This is a genomic window from Nitrospirota bacterium, assembly GCA_040757595.1.
Lineage (GTDB): Bacteria > Nitrospirota > Nitrospiria > Nitrospirales > Nitrospiraceae > JBFLWP01.
The window spans coordinates 17,145-31,232 of the sequence record JBFLWP010000011.1 but is presented as its reverse complement, the minus strand read 5'-3'; the positions used below and the strand labels follow the sequence as shown (position 1 = coordinate 31,232).

The window sequence follows — 14,088 nt, the reverse complement described above, 5'->3', positions numbered from 1 at the left end:
ACGTTCACGCCCTGCCGTAGATCTCGTTCAAGATTCGATCGCCCCCGCTGGCCAGCAGCCGCTCCCCCAGCCCGAGTCCCAGGCTCCGGGCTTCTGAGACCACGCCCCGCACCTGGTCCCGGATCACCCGTTTGCCGTCCACGCTGGCAATGAGCCCGTCCAGAACCAGCGTCCCACCGTCCACCGTCGCATGGGCGGCGATGGGCACCTGGCAGCCTCCCTCCAGCCGCTCCAGCAGGGCCCGCTCGGCCGTGACGGCCGTGCGGGTCGGTCCGTGCTCCAGCCGACCGACCAGCTCGCCCACGAACGGGTCGCCGCTCCGAGCCTCCAGGCCCAGGGCCCCCTGGCCGATCGCCGGGAGGCAGATGTCGAAGGGCAAATAGTCGGTGACCTGGTCGAGCCAGCCCATGCGCCGGAGGCCGGCCGCGGCCAGGATGATGCCGTCGTACTCTCCCTCCCCCAGCTTGCGCAGCCTCGTGTCCAGGTTGCCCCGGAGCATCTGAATGGTCAGATCCGGCCGGTGATGCAGTAGTTGCGCCTGCCGCCGCAGGCTGCTGGTCCCCACCCGCGCCCCCTCCGGCAGGCCGGCGAGCGGCAGCCCGTTCCGTCCGATCAGCGCGTCGCGCGGGTCCTCGCGAGCCGGCACGCACACGATCGCGAGGCCTTCGGGGAGCTGGGTCGGCACGTCCTTCATGCTGTGCACCGCCAGGTCGATCTCTTCACGCAGGAGCGCCTCCTCGATCTCCTTGACGAACAACCCCTTGCCGCCGATCTTGGCCAGCGGCACGTCCAGGATATTGTCTCCGGAGGTCTTGATCGTCCGCAACGTCACCGCCAGGTCGGGAGCCAGGGTCTTGAGCTGCGCCTGGATCCACTCCGCCTGCCACAGGGCCAAGCGGCTGCCCCTGGTGCCGATCACCAGCGAAGAGCGTCTCGTCGTCACGGCGGCCACGGCTGTCAGCGTCCCCGCTCGTGATAGGGGCTTTGAAACGGGGCGGGGCCCGATCCGGGCAGCTTCTCCCCGCCGTCCTGCGCCGAAGCCGCCGGGCGCGGCGGCCCGCCGATCACCCCGCGGTAGTAGGAGGCCACCAACGTGAAGCTCACCAGGCTGATGATGACCAGCAGGTACACCAGCACGTCCCAGCGGAACCCCTCCTGCTCCCGGTAGTCGTATCCGCACTGGGGACAGTCGGGAACCGGATCATGGCCCAGGTACCGGTGCCGGCACTTGGGACAGGTAAAATATTTCGGACCCTTCACGGTCCACCTGCGCGGCGGGAAGTTTTTTGCTCCGGTTCCGACTCGCCGGCAGAATAGTCGGACAGCGGGACCGGATCGGCGGCCCGGCCGGAATCCACGGACAGATCGGAAGCCGCGACGTCCTCCGCGCCCCTGGACGACGGGGCCTGGTCCAGATTAAAGAACCGTTTGGCCGCCTCTATGAAGAGGGCCCTGTTGTCGGATTGGGCTTCCGCCTTTAGGGTCACCAGCGAGCCGTGCAGCAGCTTGTTCACGATAGCCGACGCCAGGCTCTCGACGGTGGTCCGCTCCTGCGGCGACAGACCCGTCAGGCGCCCCATGGCCTTCTCGACCTCCGCCTGCTTGATCTCCTCCGCCCGCTTGCGCAGGGCCACGATCGTCGGGGTGACCTCTAGAGACTTGAGCCACTGGAGCATCACGTCGACTTCTTCCTCGATCATCCGCTCGGCCTTCCCGGCCTCCCGCCGCCGTTCCTCCCGGTTCTGCTCGACGTGCAGCTCCAAGTCATCGATGTCGAACAGAAAGGCGTTGTCGATGTCCTTGACCGACGGCTCGATGTTGCGCGGCACCGAGATGTCGATCAGGAAGATCGGCCGGTTCATCCGCCGGCGCACGGCCTGCTGGACGTCCTCGGCCCGGATCAGGTACTGGGACGCGCCGGTCGAGCAGAGGACGATGTCCGCCTCCGCCATCTCCCGCCGGAACTCCTCGAACGGGATCGACACCCCGTCGAACCGCTTGGCCAGATCGAGGGCGCTGTGCGGGTTGCGCGTCGTGATCATCACGCGCCGGACGCCGTGACTGACCAGGCGCCGGGCCGCCAGCTTGGCCATCTCTCCCGCACCCACCAGCAGCACGGTCTTCTCGCCGAGATTCGAGAAAATCTTCTTGGCCAGTTCGACCGCCGCGTAGCTGACCGACACGGCCGCCTCGGCGATCTTGGTCTCGGTACGGACCCGCTTGGCAACCGAGATGGCCTTCTTCACCAGCTTGTTCAGGATGACGCCGCTGGCTTTGTGGGTCAGCGCGGCCTCGAAGGCGTCCTTGAGCTGGCCCAGAATCTGGGGCTCCCCGACGATCATCGAGTCCAGGCTCGACGCGACCCGGAACAGGTGCCGGACCGCCCGGTCGTCCGTGTGCCAGTAGAGGTGCGGCGTCAACTGCTCGGAGGAGAGGGACAGGTGGGTGTCCGCCAGGAACTCCAGCACGCGCGCGTACCCGGTCTCGACGTCCTCCACCACCGCGTACACCTCGACCCGATTGCAGGTGGAGAGCACGAGCCCCTCTTCGATGCCGGCATAGCCGCAGAGCCGGTGCAGGGCTTCACCCAGCCGGCTCTCCGGGACGGCCAGCATCTCGCGCACCTCGACCGGTGCCGTCTTGTGGCTGAGCCCGACCGCGATGATGTTCATAACTAGGCGTCAAACCACCGGCCCGTGGCCCTTGAGCACCACGCCGATGAAGGTCAGGACCACTCCGGCGAACCCGATGATGGTCAGATAGGCGGCCCGCTTGGCACGCCAGCCCACCGTCAGCCGTCCCAGCAGCACCACGAAATAAAACACCCAGGTCACCAGCGCCCACAGCTGCTCGGGATTCCAATTGAGGTAGGATCCCCGGGCAAACTCCGCGGAGATCGCGCCGGTGATGATCCCCAGCGTCAAGAGCGGGAACCCCATCACGATGGATTGCTGGTTCAAGCGATCCAGAAAGTCCAGGGGCGGCAGTTTGGCGTACAGCACGTTGAACCGCTTCGACTTCAGCAACCCGTCCTGAATCAGGTACATGATGCCGGCCACGAACGCGACCGCGAAACCGACCGTGCCCAGCATGCTGAGCGTCACGTGGACCCAGACCGTGCTCAGCATGGGCTGCAGGGTCGGGACCTCCTGGGGCAGGGCTGCGGCGGACAACAGCGAAATCGAGGCGAGCGGGAGGATGAAAGACCCCAGGACGTGGATGCGGTGGCGAAACTCGACGAGCAGGAAAACGAGCACCAGCGCCCAGGAGAAGAACGACATGGCCTCGTGGAAACTGGAGAGCGGGACGTGCCCGCGCTCCATCATCCGCGCGAGCAGCGCGAACGTGTGCGAGACGAACCCGACCCCGGTCACGCCCAGCGAGACTTTGGACAGGGCTTCCGACCGGCGCAACAGGTACGCGAGGAAGAAGGCGGTTCCCGCCAGGTAGAGGACGATCGTGGTCAGGAAGAACAGGGCCGGCATGCGCTCCTATCCTCGCAACTTTCCAACGGAAAAAAATCGCCGAAGTGCGGAATTATAGCGAGAAGAAATCGAGGGCGTCAAGGAATTCCAAGGGGTTCCGAAGGCGCGCACGGTCCGTCCCCCGGGCTTCAGAGGCCCAGCCGGTTGGACTTTCCCTGCCCTTGGCAGTAGGATGCCGACCGCACCTGGCTTCTGCACCGGTGAACGTCTTTCTGCGGCATGGCCGGCACCCTTTATCTCGTCAGCACCCCCATCGGCAACGTGGAAGACGTGACGCTCCGGGCCTTGCGGGTCCTGAGGGAGGCGGCCATCATCGCCGCCGAGGATCCGCAGCAGACCAGATTGCTGCTGGATCGGTACGGTATCGAGGCGTCGGTCACCAGCTATCACAACCTCAACAAGGAAACGAAGGCCCCGGTCCTGATCGCTTCGCTGCGAGAGGGCCGGAGCGTGGCCCTGGTTTCGGACGCGGGCACGCCCCTGGTGGCCGATCCCGGCTCCTTCCTGGTCGGGCTCGCGCTCGACGCCGGCATCCGCGTGGTTCCCATCCCCGGTCCCTCCGCGCTCCTGGCCGCCCTCTCCGCCTCCGGACTCCCCTGCGACGCCTTCCTGTTCCACGCAGCCATGCCGAAATCCCGCTCGGCCAGACGCAGGCTGCTGCGCTCGCTCCGCGGGGAGCCTCGCACGCTCGTGTTGTTCGAATCTGCGGACCGGCTGCGGGGGACGCTCGAGGCGGTCCGCGCCCTTTTCGGACCCCGCCGGCTCGCGCTCGCGAAGGATCTGACGACCCCGCACGAGACGTTCCTGCGGGGCACGGCCCAGGACCTGCTGGCGCAGGCGACCGACCGGCCCTTCACGGGTGAGGTCACGATCGTCGTCGAAGGGAAGCGGCCGGCTCGAAAGACCAAGCCGGCCCGGCGGGCGAGGCGGGCGGTCAAGCGCCGGTCCGTTTCCTGATCATGACACGGAAGGCGCTGGCGAACGGCTCCTGTCGGAGCACGGTGTGACCGTCGTCGCTGACGCTCCTGGGCACGTTCCGGATCGGATCCCCGTCGTCCAGGATCACGGCCAGGATTTGCCCCGGCTCCATCGTCTCCAGCCTGAGCTTCGTCTTGACGAAATTGTAGGGACAGATCACGCCCCGCAGATCCAATTCCGCATCCGGCTGCAGCTCCCCGGACTCGCGGGGAGGGGCGGACCTGTTGAGTTTCGTTTCCACGGGCAGGACTCTAACAGACCGAGACGGGAGCGTGCAAGGAAGGCGGATGGGGCCAGAAACGACGGTGGCGGCCGAAGCCGCCACCGCGTTGCTGAATCGATGTAAAGAGGGGCTTGAAGAAGGGACTTACTTCGTCCCTCCCATTCCCTTCACCAGGGACGGCTTCTCGGAAGAACCGTAGTCCGACCGGTTCCCCTTGCCGTTGTCGCCCCATCCCGGCTGCGGATCGCAGTTCCAGCAAGGAGCCGCGCCGGTGACCTCGCCGATCGTGCTGGTGAAGCCCAGAGCCTGGTTCACTTCGCCAGGCAGGAGCGCGCCATAGGTCCCGCCGGTCACCCCGCCGGAGTTGGTCTCGATCCCACGCTCGGTCGTCGGGTTCGGCCGCTGGCCGAGACCGCCGAAGCCGGCCAGCTTCTCGTTGCCGCGCAGCACGGTGATCTCACGCACCAGCTTCCGCCCGGTCCCGTAGGGCTGGGACTGGGTCGTCTCCTCGCGGACCTGGAGGGTCACGTCGTCGCCGGCATTGACCACCCGGAGCTGGTCCATGTTGGATTCCGAATCCAGATAGAGCGTAAGCGACGACAGCGCACCGGTTCCCGTCCGCCCTTCATCGTGCGAACTGCCGCCGGTCTCGAGGTGCAGCTTCTTGCCGGGGAGGTCAATGGCGAGCACGCGGCCATAGACCGTCTCAGGCTGCGACAGCCGCTCCAACAGCGCGTTCTTGTCCCAAATCTGGGAGCGCGAGCCGACGCTGGAGCTCTCGCCGACGCCGGTTCCGAACCCGGAGTTCTGGGGCAGACGCTCCTGGGCCACCGCCACACCGAGGGAGCCCGCAAGCAGGATCACTGCTCCGAACAAAAATGCCTTACGCATGTGCTGCCTCCTTGTGAGTGAGAGTATGGATAATGAACGACGAAACCGTGGTAGCTCCTGAACGAGTGCCGATATTCGACGTGAACAGGCCGAACTATAGGCCAATTGCCCCGACCCTGTCAAGACCATTTCCCGGAGGTCCCTGGCCGGGTTAGACCGCCTGTTGGTGCCCGGAGGGAGAATCGAACTCCCACTCTCTTGCGAGAACCAGATTTTGAGTCTGGCGCGTCTGCCAGTTCCGCCATCCGGGCCAGCGACCGCGCCCCCTTACTAGCACGATCCTCAGGGAGCGTCAACGGGTCATAACCCCCTTCCCTTTCTGCAAAAGCCGGTGCTACAATGCGCCAGTTTTCATCCTGATGCGTATCAGAGCGGGAGGGCACCGTCAATGGCCACAATCCAGTGCGTGAAGTGCGGAAAGACAGCGGAGGCCATCACCGACCCGATCTTCATGGGCAAGCTCGAGGCGGAGATCAAAGCCAAGGTGTGCAGGCCCTGCTGGAAAGAATGGGAAAATATGCGGGTCATGGTGATCAACGAATACCAGATCAACCTGGGCGACGAGAACGGCCGCGAGCTGGTCAAGAAGCACATGCGGTCTTTCCTGAAGCTCGGAGAAGCGGTGGACACGACGAAGGTGCAGGAGAACTACAGGCCCGTCCAGTAACCCGTCGCGTCGTCCTCCCCATCATCGCCTTCGCCTTGTCTCGCCGTCCCGCCCAACCGCCCGTCACCTCTTCGCCAGCCAGACCGTCCCGGCCTCGCCCGGCCGTGAGCCGACAGGCGGGCAGCGCCCGCCTGGCCGGCAAGGTCGCGCTCGTCACCGGGGCCGGCCGCGGCATCGGACGGGCCACGGTCGAGCTGTTTGCGAGAGAGGGCGCCCGCGTGGTGCTCTGCTCCAGGACCAGACGGGAGCTCGACGCAACGGTCTCCGCCATCAGGCGGTTCGGCGGCGACGCGGCCGGCCGCGTCGCCGACATCGGCTCGGCCAGCCAGGCGCGGGCCCTCGTCCGGTTCACGGTGCGGCGTCACGGTCGCCTGGATTTTCTGATCAACAACGCGGGCGTCCTGGGGCCCCGCATGCCGGTCGCCAACTACCCGCTCCGGGGCTGGGCGACCGTGCTCCGCACCAACCTCAGCGGCACCTTCTACCTGTGCCGGGAGGCGGCCAGGATCATGGCGCGGCAGCGGAGCGGCTGCATCATCTCGCTCTCCTCTTCGGTCGGCCGGAAGGGCCGGGCGAACTGGGGCGCCTACGCAGTCGCGAAATTCGGGGTCGAAGGCCTCACCCAGGTGCTGGCCGAAGAGCTGGCGCCGTTCGGAGTCGTCGCGATGACCTTCAACCCTGGCGGGACCCGCACCGCGATGCGCGCAGAGGCCTACCCCGAGGAGGAGCCGGCGCGACTGCAGGACCCGTCGGTGCCCGCCGCCGCGCTGCTGCGCCTGGCCTGCCTGGCCTCTCCGGCGATCTCCGGCCAAGCCTTCGATCGCACCAATCTTCCGTAGGCTCCGGCGCGTCGGACGCGGCTCCGGTTTCGTTGACAACCCGCGAAGATCAATGGTAGATTGGCTCGTCAACGCTGGTGAAAACCGTTGCGAGGCAGGCGCGAGAGACGGGTTCCATGCTCACGCAGATGAAAGTACGGGGTCTGATGTTCGACCCCTACAACAACGCGTTCATCGTGCTGCTCCGCGACGAAGAAACCAACGACATGCTGCCGATCTGGGTCGGCAAATCGGAGGCGAGCGCGATCAGCTTCGCCCTGGAGAACGTCGCGCCTCCACGGCCGATGACCCACGACCTGATGAAGGCGCTGCTCGACACCGTGGACGCGAAGGTGATCAGCGTCGTGGTCACGGACTTGAAGGACAACACCTATTACGCGCGCATCCACCTCATGTGCGAGGATTCGGAGTTCGCGATCGATTCCCGGCCCAGCGACGCGATCGCGCTGGCGCTGCGGGCCAACGCCCCGATCTTCGCCAAGGAGGAAGTGATCCGGAAGCAGGCGTCGGAAGAACTGGGACAGTGGCTGGAGAACCTCAAGCCGGAAGACTTCGGCAAGTATGACGCGTGACGCAGCCGGCCGCGGCGGCCGGGCCGGTCCGCAGACCGAGGGTGGGTCGAAACTGCAATCCTGTAGCTCTTCCCGTTGACAGGTCCCGTCCCCACGTTCCCCGCCCTCCGGAGTCGAGCACGGGAGCGGGGATCGTCCGAAGCGAACTTCGAGGCGGAGCGAGTGCATGGGTGAAGATCAAATGGCCCACGCCGGCCTGGTCCAGTTGAAAGTGCACGGCGTCGTGCCGGACCCCAACACGGACACGCAGATCGTCATCCTGCGGGACGAGCAGAACGCCGAGATTCTGCCGATCTGGGTGGGAGCCGCGGAGGGCACCGCGATCAAGTTCGCTCTGGACGGGAACGAGCCCCAGCGGCCCATGAGCCACGACCTCATGCGCAGCGTTGCCGGCCATCTGAACATCAAGGTCACCCGGGCGGTCGTGACCGACGTCAAGAGCAACACGTACTTCGCGACCCTGTACCTCGACGCCCGCGGGGTGGAGCGGGCCGTTGACGCCCGGCCCAGCGACGCGATCGCGCTGGCGCTGCGGATGCGCAGCCCCATTTTCGCGACCCGGGAAGTCCTGAAGCAGCGGGGCGGGGGAAACCTGGACGCGTGGCTGGACAAGTTTGAAGCCAAAAACTCGGAACAGCACGAAGCCTGATCAACGGGAACGGAGAAAGGTAGGCATTCGACCGATGAGCACGTATCTCGCGAAACCGACCGACATCGTCAGAAAGTGGTACCTCGTGGACGCGGACGGCAAGACCCTGGGCCGGCTGGCTGCGCGCGTGGCGCTCCTGCTGCGCGGCAAGCACAAGCCGATCTTCACGCCGCACGTGGACACGGGCGACCACGTCGTGGTGATCAACGCCAGCAAGATCACCCTGACGGGCCCCAAGTTCAAGACCAAGACCTACACCCACCATACGGGGTATCCGGGCGGCCTCAAGTCCGTCACCGCCGAGCACCTCCACGCCAAGAAGCCGACCGAACTGGTGGAGCGGGCGATCAAGGGGATGCTGCCCAAGACCCCGCTGGGCAAGCAGATGGCCAGAAAGCTGAAAGTCTACGCGGGATCGGACCACCCGCATCAAGCCCAGCGTCCGGAACCCCTGACCCTGTGAGCGTGAGAGAAGGAGGCAGACCAGCATGGCAGTCGCGACTCAGTACGCAACCGGCAAGCGCAAATACGCCATCGCCCGGGCGTGGCTTTCTCCGGGCAGCGGCGAGATCACCATCAACGACCGTTCCTTCGAGAACTACTTCCCGCGGCCGTCTCTGAGAACCCTGGTGCAGTCCCCGTTCGACGTGACCGGCCTCGCGGGCAAGTACGACGTGAGCGCGACGCTCTGCGGCGGCGGGGCGACCGGCCAGGCCGGCGCGCTCCGGCACGCCATCGCCAGGGCGCTGGTGGCCCTGACCCCCTCTCTCAGGGAGCCGCTCAAGAAGGAGGGATTCCTGACGCGGGACTCCCGCGTGAAGGAGCGGAAGAAGTACGGACAGAAGGGCGCGAGGAAACGCTTCCAGTATTCGAAGCGCTAAGGCGCGGGGCTGTTCCACGAACGCGAAAAGGGAAGGCCTCCGGCCTTCCCTTTTTTATGTCCGAAGGTGAACCGGATGGCGAAACGGACGGAGCCGGTCAAGGTGGCGGTGGCGGGGGCCAGTGGCTACACGGGCGGGGAACTCCTGCGCCTGCTCGTCGGCCACCCACGCGTGACGATCACGGTGGTCACCTCGGAGAAGTCCGCCGGCAGCCCGGTTTCCTCCGTCTTCCCGTCCCTGGCCTCAGTCCTGCCCCTGTCCTTCGAGGCGCTGGCCCCGGAGGCCATCGCGGCGCGAGCCGACTTGGTGTTCCTCGCCCTGCCCCACACCAAGTCTCTGGCTCCGGCCGCTGCGTGCCTGAATGCAGGCAAGCTGGTGGTGGACCTCAGCGCCGACTATCGCCTGAAAGACCCGGCCGAGTATGAAACCTGGTATCAGACCCCCCACACCAGCCGGGATCTGCTGAAGGAGGCCGTGTACGGCCTGCCCGAGCTGCATCGGGAGGAGATCCGGACCGCCAAGCTGGTGGCCTCGCCAGGCTGCTACCCGACGGCCGCCGTCCTCCAATTGGCCCCGCTCGCGGCCAACGGGCTGATCCGGCCGGACACGCTCGTCATCGACGCGAAATCGGGCGTCTCTGGCGCCGGCCGCAGCCCCTCGCTCCCCTACCATTTTCCCGAGGCCCACGAGGCCCTCGAAGCCTACAAGATCGGTCTGCACCGGCACATCCCGGAGATCGAGCAGGAGTTGAACCGGCTCGCCGCCAAGGCTGCGCGCGGGCGATCCGCCCACGGGAAGGAACGTCACGCACCGATCCGGGTGGCCTTCACGCCCCACCTGGTTCCCATGAACCGCGGCATTCTCAGCACCGCCTACAGCCGGCTGCGTGAGCCCATGGACCGGGACCGGCTGCGGGCCCTCTACCGGGACTTCTACAAGGGCGAGCGATTCGTCCGACTGCAGGACGGTGACGCGTCGGCCAATCCGCGGCACGTGCGGGGGTCGAACTTCTGCGACCTGTCGGTGTTCGTCGATCCCCGCAGCAACTGGGTCGTTACGGTGGCCGCGCTGGACAACCTGGTCAAGGGAGCGGCCGGCCAAGCCATCCAGGCGATGAACCTGATGCTGGGTTTTCCCGAAGAGACCGGCCTCACCGCCCCCGGAGTCTATCCGTGAACCCATCCGCAACGCTCGGGCCTGCCGATCCGAGGCTCCGCCCGTCCCGCCCGGCATGACCCGGTCCGGCTTCAAGAAGACCGGCGGGGGCGTCACCGCTCCGCTTGGCTTCCTGGCGGCCGGCATCCACGCCGGCATCAAGAAGCCGCCGATCCCGGACCTGGCCCTCATCGTCTCGCAGGAGGCGGGACCGATCGCCGGCGTCTTCACGACGAACCGCGTCGCGGCCGCGCCGGTGATCGCGGACCGGCTGCGCCTCAAGCGCGGGGTCGGCCGCGCCATCCTCGTCAACAGCGGGAACGCCAACGCCTGCACCGGCGCCAGGGGGCTGGCCGACGCCGAGGAGATGGCGCGTCTCGTCGCCGTGCGGATCGAGGCGGACCCGCGCACCGTGTTCGTCGGTTCGACCGGCGTCATCGGCCAGCCCCTCCCGATGGCACGCATCCGCCGGGGCGTCCCGCTCCTGGTGCGGCGGCTCAGCCGTGGCGGCGGGAGCGCGGCGGCCCGCGCCATCCTCACGACAGACCTCAAGCCCAAGGAGATCGCGCTGCAGGCCAGCATCGCCGGCCGCACGGTCACCGTCGGCGGCATGGCCAAGGGCTCCGGCATGATCCACCCGGACATGGCCACGATGCTCGCGTACCTGACGACCGACGCGGCCGTCGCCCAGCCGGCGTTGCAACGCGCCTTGCGACGCTCCGTCGCCCGGTCCTTCAACTGCATCTCCGTGGACGGCGACACGAGCACGAACGACACGGTCCTCTGCCTGGCCAACGGCCTGGCCGGCAACGGGACGCTGCGCGAGGGCTCGCCGGGGTTCGCCGAGTTCCAGCGCCTGCTGGACGAGGCCTGCCTTTCGCTCGCGCTCCAAGTGGTCCGGGACGGCGAAGGGGTGACCAAGGTCGTGGAGATCCTGGTCACCGGGGCCAAGCGCGAAGCGGAGGCCAAGCAGGTGGCCCGGACGGTCGCCACCTCCAGCCTGGTCAAGACGGCGCTCTTCGGGGAGGACGCGAACTGGGGCCGGATCATGGCCGCGGTCGGCCGGTCCGGCGCGCCGATCGATCCGGACCGGATCGCCCTGGCGTTCGCCGGCGTCCCGATCGTCAAGCAGGGGGTCGGGCTCGGCCAGGCGGCGGAGCGGCGGATCGAGCGGGTGATCCGGCGCAAGGAATTCACGATCGCGATCGACCTCGGCCGGGGCGCCGCGACGGCGCGCCTGTGGACGACGGATCTCTCGTACGAGTACGTCAAGATCAACGCCTCGTACCGCTCCTGAGCGGGACCTGGCGGCTTGCAATGAACCGAGAATCGTGTTAGTTTTCTGACCCTTTGTGTGGTTCGCCGACTCTCACGAGCCGGGGGCGGCGAACGGGGAAAAACTGGGGCTCGTTGACCCAAATCCGCATTGGCGTGTACGCACGCTGCTCAGCTTGGGAATAAGGGGAGCAAGACCTCTCGCCCGTCGCGCTCGAAGATCGACCGTGTGAGCCAAGGCGGGTGCTCCGCAAGCATGAGGAAGGAGGTGAAGGCATGAGCGCGATCACGATCAAGGAACTGCTGGAGGCCGGGGTCCACTTCGGCCACCAGACCAACCGCTGGAATCCGAAGATGAAGAAGTTCATTTTCGGCGAGCGGAACGGCATTTACATCATAGACCTGCAGCAGACTGTGCAACGATTCGAGACGGCCTACGCCTTCGTTCGGGACACCGTGGCGGCCGGAGAATCCGTGCTCTTCGTCGGGACCAAACGGCAGGCGGTCGACATCCTCGAGGAAGAGGCCAAGCGCAGCAACATGTTCTTCGTCAACAAGCGCTGGCTCGGGGGGATGCTGACCAACTTCCAGACCATCCGGCGCAGCATCGAGAAGCTGAAGAAGTTCGAGGCGACGCTGGCGGAAGGCACGCAACACCGGCTGACGAAGAAGGAACTCAGCCAGATGGAGAAGGAGCGGCAGAAGCTGGAGAAGTACCTCAGCGGCATCAAGAACATGGTCACGCTGCCCGCCTGCGTCTTCGTGCTGGACACCCGCGTGGAGCGCATCGCGGTCCAGGAGGCCAACCGGCTGAGCATCCCGGTGGTCGCGATCGTGGACACCAACTGCGATCCCGACGGCATCGCCTACCCGATCCCGGGCAACGACGACGCCATCCGGTCGATCAAGCTCATCGCCTCCCGCGTCGCCGACGCCTGCATCGAGGGCGCCCACCTGCGCGCCCAGCGCGACGAGGCGGGGAAGCCCGAGGCCATCCCCGCGGCCGAGATGCGTGCTCCCCAGCCGGTCACGGTGGGCGCGGAGAGCGCCCCGGCGTCCTGAGGCGCCACGGCGGGATCATCACCGGACCACCACGACCTGAACCCAAACGGAGAGGAGCACGCACGCAGCATGGCAGCCAACACCGTCCTCGTGAAGGAGCTTCGCGAAAAGACCGGCGCCGGCATCCTGGATTGCCAGAAGGCGTTGGCGGAATCGGGCAACGACATCGAAAAGGCCATCGAGCACCTCCGGCAGAAGGGACTGGCCGCCGCCCAGAAGAAGGCCGGCCGGGAGACCAACGAGGGACTCGTCGCCGCCTACATCCACCCGGGCAGCCGCATCGGGGTGCTCGTGGAAGTCAACTGCGAGACCGACTTCGTGGCCAGGAACGAGGAGTTCCAGGCCTTCGTCAAGGACGTCGCCCTGCAGATCGCCGCCTCCAGCCCCTCGCACGTCAAGCGGGAGGACATCCCGGCCAGCGTGGTCGAGAAGGAGAAGCAGATCTACCTCGCGCAGGCCAAGGAGATGGGCAAGCCGGAGCCGGCCTGGGGCAAGATCGTGGAGGGCAAGCTCGAGAAGTTCTATCAGGAGAGCTGCCTCCTCGAGCAGGTCTTCATCAAGGACCCGACCCTCACGATCAAGGATCTGCTCGCGCAGAAGATCGCCAAGATCGGCGAGAACATCTCGATCCGGCGGTTCACCCGCTACCAATTGGGGCTCGAATGAACGTCCCCAAGTACCGGCGGATCGTCCTCAAGATCAGCGGGGAGATCCTGGCCGGCGATCAGGGCTACGGCATCCAGCCGTCGGTGCTGGAGAGCCTCGCGGACGAGGTTCGCGCGGTCGTCCTGATGGACGTGGAAATCGCCATCGTCATCGGGGGCGGCAACATCTTCCGCGGGATCGCGGCGACCGCCAGCGGGATGGAGCGGGCCTCCGCCGACTACATGGGCATGCTGGCCACGGTGCTGAACGCCCTCGCCCTCCAGAACGCGCTGGAGCGGAAGGGCGTCATGACCCGCGTCCAGTCCGCGATCGAGATGCGGCAGTTGGCGGAGGGTTACATCCGCCGCCGGGCGATCCGGCACCTGGAGAAAAAGCGGGTCGTGATCTTCGCCGCCGGGACCGGCAACCCCTACTTTTCCACGGACACGGCCGCGGTCCTCCGGGCCATGGAGATCGGCGCGGACGTGATCATGAAGGGCACGAAGGTGGACGGGGTCTACGAAGCGGACCCCGTGACCCACCCCGAGGCCAAGAAGTTCTCCGAGCTCCCCTTCCTCTCGATCATCAACCAGAACCTCAAAGTCATGGACTCGACCGCGATCACCCTCTGCATGGACAACAACCTGCCCCTGATCGTCTTCAACCTGAAGGAGCGGGGCAACCTGTCGCGGGTGGTCTGCGGGGACCGGATCGGCACCCTCGTGACCGCCACGAGCCGGTAAGGGTCAACCCGGAAGGAGCGGGC

18 protein-coding genes and 1 tRNA gene are annotated in these 14,088 nt (G+C 66.6%); 12 read left to right on the top strand and 7 right to left on the bottom strand.

Annotation, left to right across the window (positions count from 1 at the left end):
- Window positions 1-4: 4 nt before the first annotated feature.
- From hemC to ccsA, 4 genes are read right to left on the bottom strand one after another with little or no spacing between them, the layout of a single operon-like run.
- Window positions 5-943, bottom strand: a complete 939-nt coding sequence (gene hemC, locus AB1411_11160) for a hydroxymethylbilane synthase (GenBank protein ID MEW6544157.1) — start codon at window positions 941-943, stop codon at window positions 5-7.
- Window positions 944-957: 14 nt separating this feature from the next.
- Window positions 958-1,260 carry a hypothetical protein gene (locus AB1411_11155; GenBank protein MEW6544156.1) on the bottom strand — a complete coding sequence of 101 codons (303 nt, stop codon included), beginning with the start codon at window positions 1,258-1,260 and terminating at the stop codon, window positions 958-960.
- Window positions 1,257-2,672, bottom strand: a complete 1,416-nt coding sequence (hemA, locus tag AB1411_11150; protein ID MEW6544155.1) for a glutamyl-tRNA reductase — start codon at window positions 2,670-2,672, stop codon at window positions 1,257-1,259. The genes AB1411_11155 and hemA overlap by 4 nt, the downstream gene beginning before the upstream one ends.
- Window positions 2,673-2,681: 9 nt before the next feature.
- A complete protein-coding gene (gene ccsA, locus AB1411_11145) occupies window positions 2,682-3,485 on the bottom strand; it encodes a cytochrome c biogenesis protein CcsA (protein ID MEW6544154.1) in 804 nt (267 codons plus the stop codon).
- Between the two features lie 219 nt (window positions 3,486-3,704).
- Here ccsA and rsmI point away from each other — a divergent pair, with 219 nt between their 5' ends.
- Window positions 3,705-4,442 (top strand): 16S rRNA (cytidine(1402)-2'-O)-methyltransferase, encoded by a 738-nt coding sequence (rsmI, locus tag AB1411_11140; GenBank protein ID MEW6544153.1) that lies wholly within the window; start codon window positions 3,705-3,707, stop codon window positions 4,440-4,442.
- Here rsmI and AB1411_11135 read toward each other — a convergent pair.
- From AB1411_11135 to AB1411_11125, 3 genes are all read right to left on the bottom strand, one after another.
- A complete protein-coding gene (locus AB1411_11135) occupies window positions 4,420-4,704 on the bottom strand; it encodes a sulfurtransferase TusA family protein (GenBank protein ID MEW6544152.1) in 285 nt (94 codons plus the stop codon). The genes rsmI and AB1411_11135 overlap by 23 nt on opposite strands.
- Window positions 4,705-4,830: 126 nt before the next feature.
- Window positions 4,831-5,577: a hypothetical protein gene (locus AB1411_11130; protein MEW6544151.1), complete on the bottom strand. Its 747-nt coding sequence runs from the start codon at window positions 5,575-5,577 to the stop codon at window positions 4,831-4,833.
- Window positions 5,578-5,741: 164 nt separating this feature from the next.
- A tRNA-Leu gene (locus AB1411_11125) sits at window positions 5,742-5,828 on the bottom strand.
- A gap of 137 nt (window positions 5,829-5,965) precedes the next feature.
- Here AB1411_11125 and AB1411_11120 point away from each other — a divergent pair.
- The 11 genes from AB1411_11120 to pyrH all read left to right on the top strand — a co-directional run bounded on the left by AB1411_11120 (window position 5,966) and on the right by pyrH (window position 14,065).
- Window positions 5,966-6,244, top strand: a complete 279-nt coding sequence (locus AB1411_11120) for a Fe(2+)-trafficking protein (GenBank protein ID MEW6544150.1) — start codon at window positions 5,966-5,968, stop codon at window positions 6,242-6,244.
- Between the two features lie 104 nt (window positions 6,245-6,348).
- Window positions 6,349-7,083, top strand: a complete 735-nt coding sequence (locus tag AB1411_11115; GenBank protein MEW6544149.1) for an SDR family oxidoreductase — start codon at window positions 6,349-6,351, stop codon at window positions 7,081-7,083.
- Window positions 7,084-7,211: 128 nt separating this feature from the next.
- Entirely contained in the window at window positions 7,212-7,655 is a 444-nt protein-coding gene (locus AB1411_11110; GenBank protein MEW6544148.1) for a bifunctional nuclease family protein, read from the top strand.
- A 166-nt stretch (window positions 7,656-7,821) separates the two neighbouring features.
- The gene (locus tag AB1411_11105; protein ID MEW6544147.1) at window positions 7,822-8,304 is read left to right on the top strand and encodes a bifunctional nuclease family protein; all 483 of its coding nucleotides are present in this window, start codon (window positions 7,822-7,824) and stop codon (window positions 8,302-8,304) included.
- 34 nt (window positions 8,305-8,338) lie between these two features.
- Window positions 8,339-8,767 carry a 50S ribosomal protein L13 gene (rplM, locus tag AB1411_11100; protein ID MEW6544146.1) on the top strand — a complete coding sequence of 143 codons (429 nt, stop codon included), beginning with the start codon at window positions 8,339-8,341 and terminating at the stop codon, window positions 8,765-8,767.
- Window positions 8,768-8,792: 25 nt separating this feature from the next.
- Window positions 8,793-9,185 (top strand): 30S ribosomal protein S9, encoded by a 393-nt coding sequence (gene rpsI, locus AB1411_11095; GenBank protein MEW6544145.1) that lies wholly within the window; start codon window positions 8,793-8,795, stop codon window positions 9,183-9,185.
- Window positions 9,186-9,260: 75 nt separating this feature from the next.
- Window positions 9,261-10,361, top strand: a complete 1,101-nt coding sequence (gene argC, locus AB1411_11090) for an N-acetyl-gamma-glutamyl-phosphate reductase (protein MEW6544144.1) — start codon at window positions 9,261-9,263, stop codon at window positions 10,359-10,361.
- A gap of 55 nt (window positions 10,362-10,416) precedes the next feature.
- Window positions 10,417-11,637: a bifunctional glutamate N-acetyltransferase/amino-acid acetyltransferase ArgJ gene (gene argJ, locus AB1411_11085; protein ID MEW6544143.1), complete on the top strand. Its 1,221-nt coding sequence runs from the start codon at window positions 10,417-10,419 to the stop codon at window positions 11,635-11,637.
- A gap of 254 nt (window positions 11,638-11,891) precedes the next feature.
- Entirely contained in the window at window positions 11,892-12,677 is a 786-nt protein-coding gene (rpsB, locus tag AB1411_11080; GenBank protein MEW6544142.1) for a 30S ribosomal protein S2, read from the top strand.
- Between the two features lie 69 nt (window positions 12,678-12,746).
- Window positions 12,747-13,343 carry a translation elongation factor Ts gene (tsf, locus tag AB1411_11075; protein MEW6544141.1) on the top strand — a complete coding sequence of 199 codons (597 nt, stop codon included), beginning with the start codon at window positions 12,747-12,749 and terminating at the stop codon, window positions 13,341-13,343.
- Window positions 13,340-14,065: a UMP kinase gene (pyrH, locus tag AB1411_11070; protein ID MEW6544140.1), complete on the top strand. Its 726-nt coding sequence runs from the start codon at window positions 13,340-13,342 to the stop codon at window positions 14,063-14,065. The genes tsf and pyrH overlap by 4 nt, the downstream gene beginning before the upstream one ends.
- The last annotated feature ends 23 nt before the right edge of the window (window positions 14,066-14,088 follow it).

What these genes read in the sequence shown, in the direction of transcription:
- hemA (MEW6544155.1), bottom strand. Translation starts at nt 2,672, where the DNA reads ATGAACATCATCGCGGTCGGGCTCAGCCACAAGACGGCACCGGTCGAG.
- ccsA (MEW6544154.1), bottom strand. Translation starts at nt 3,485, where the DNA reads ATGCCGGCCCTGTTCTTCCTGACCACGATCGTCCTCTACCTGGCGGGA.
- rsmI (MEW6544153.1), top strand. Translation starts at nt 3,705, where the DNA reads ATGGCCGGCACCCTTTATCTCGTCAGCACCCCCATCGGCAACGTGGAA.
- AB1411_11130 (MEW6544151.1), bottom strand. Translation starts at nt 5,577, where the DNA reads ATGCGTAAGGCATTTTTGTTCGGAGCAGTGATCCTGCTTGCGGGCTCC.
- AB1411_11120 (MEW6544150.1), top strand. Translation starts at nt 5,966, where the DNA reads ATGGCCACAATCCAGTGCGTGAAGTGCGGAAAGACAGCGGAGGCCATC.
- AB1411_11110 (MEW6544148.1), top strand. Translation starts at nt 7,212, where the DNA reads ATGAAAGTACGGGGTCTGATGTTCGACCCCTACAACAACGCGTTCATC.
- AB1411_11105 (MEW6544147.1), top strand. Translation starts at nt 7,822, where the DNA reads ATGGGTGAAGATCAAATGGCCCACGCCGGCCTGGTCCAGTTGAAAGTG.
- rplM (MEW6544146.1), top strand. Translation starts at nt 8,339, where the DNA reads ATGAGCACGTATCTCGCGAAACCGACCGACATCGTCAGAAAGTGGTAC.
- rpsI (MEW6544145.1), top strand. Translation starts at nt 8,793, where the DNA reads ATGGCAGTCGCGACTCAGTACGCAACCGGCAAGCGCAAATACGCCATC.
- argC (MEW6544144.1), top strand. Translation starts at nt 9,261, where the DNA reads ATGGCGAAACGGACGGAGCCGGTCAAGGTGGCGGTGGCGGGGGCCAGT.
- argJ (MEW6544143.1), top strand. Translation starts at nt 10,417, where the DNA reads ATGACCCGGTCCGGCTTCAAGAAGACCGGCGGGGGCGTCACCGCTCCG.
- rpsB (MEW6544142.1), top strand. Translation starts at nt 11,892, where the DNA reads ATGAGCGCGATCACGATCAAGGAACTGCTGGAGGCCGGGGTCCACTTC.
- tsf (MEW6544141.1), top strand. Translation starts at nt 12,747, where the DNA reads ATGGCAGCCAACACCGTCCTCGTGAAGGAGCTTCGCGAAAAGACCGGC.
- pyrH (MEW6544140.1), top strand. Translation starts at nt 13,340, where the DNA reads ATGAACGTCCCCAAGTACCGGCGGATCGTCCTCAAGATCAGCGGGGAG.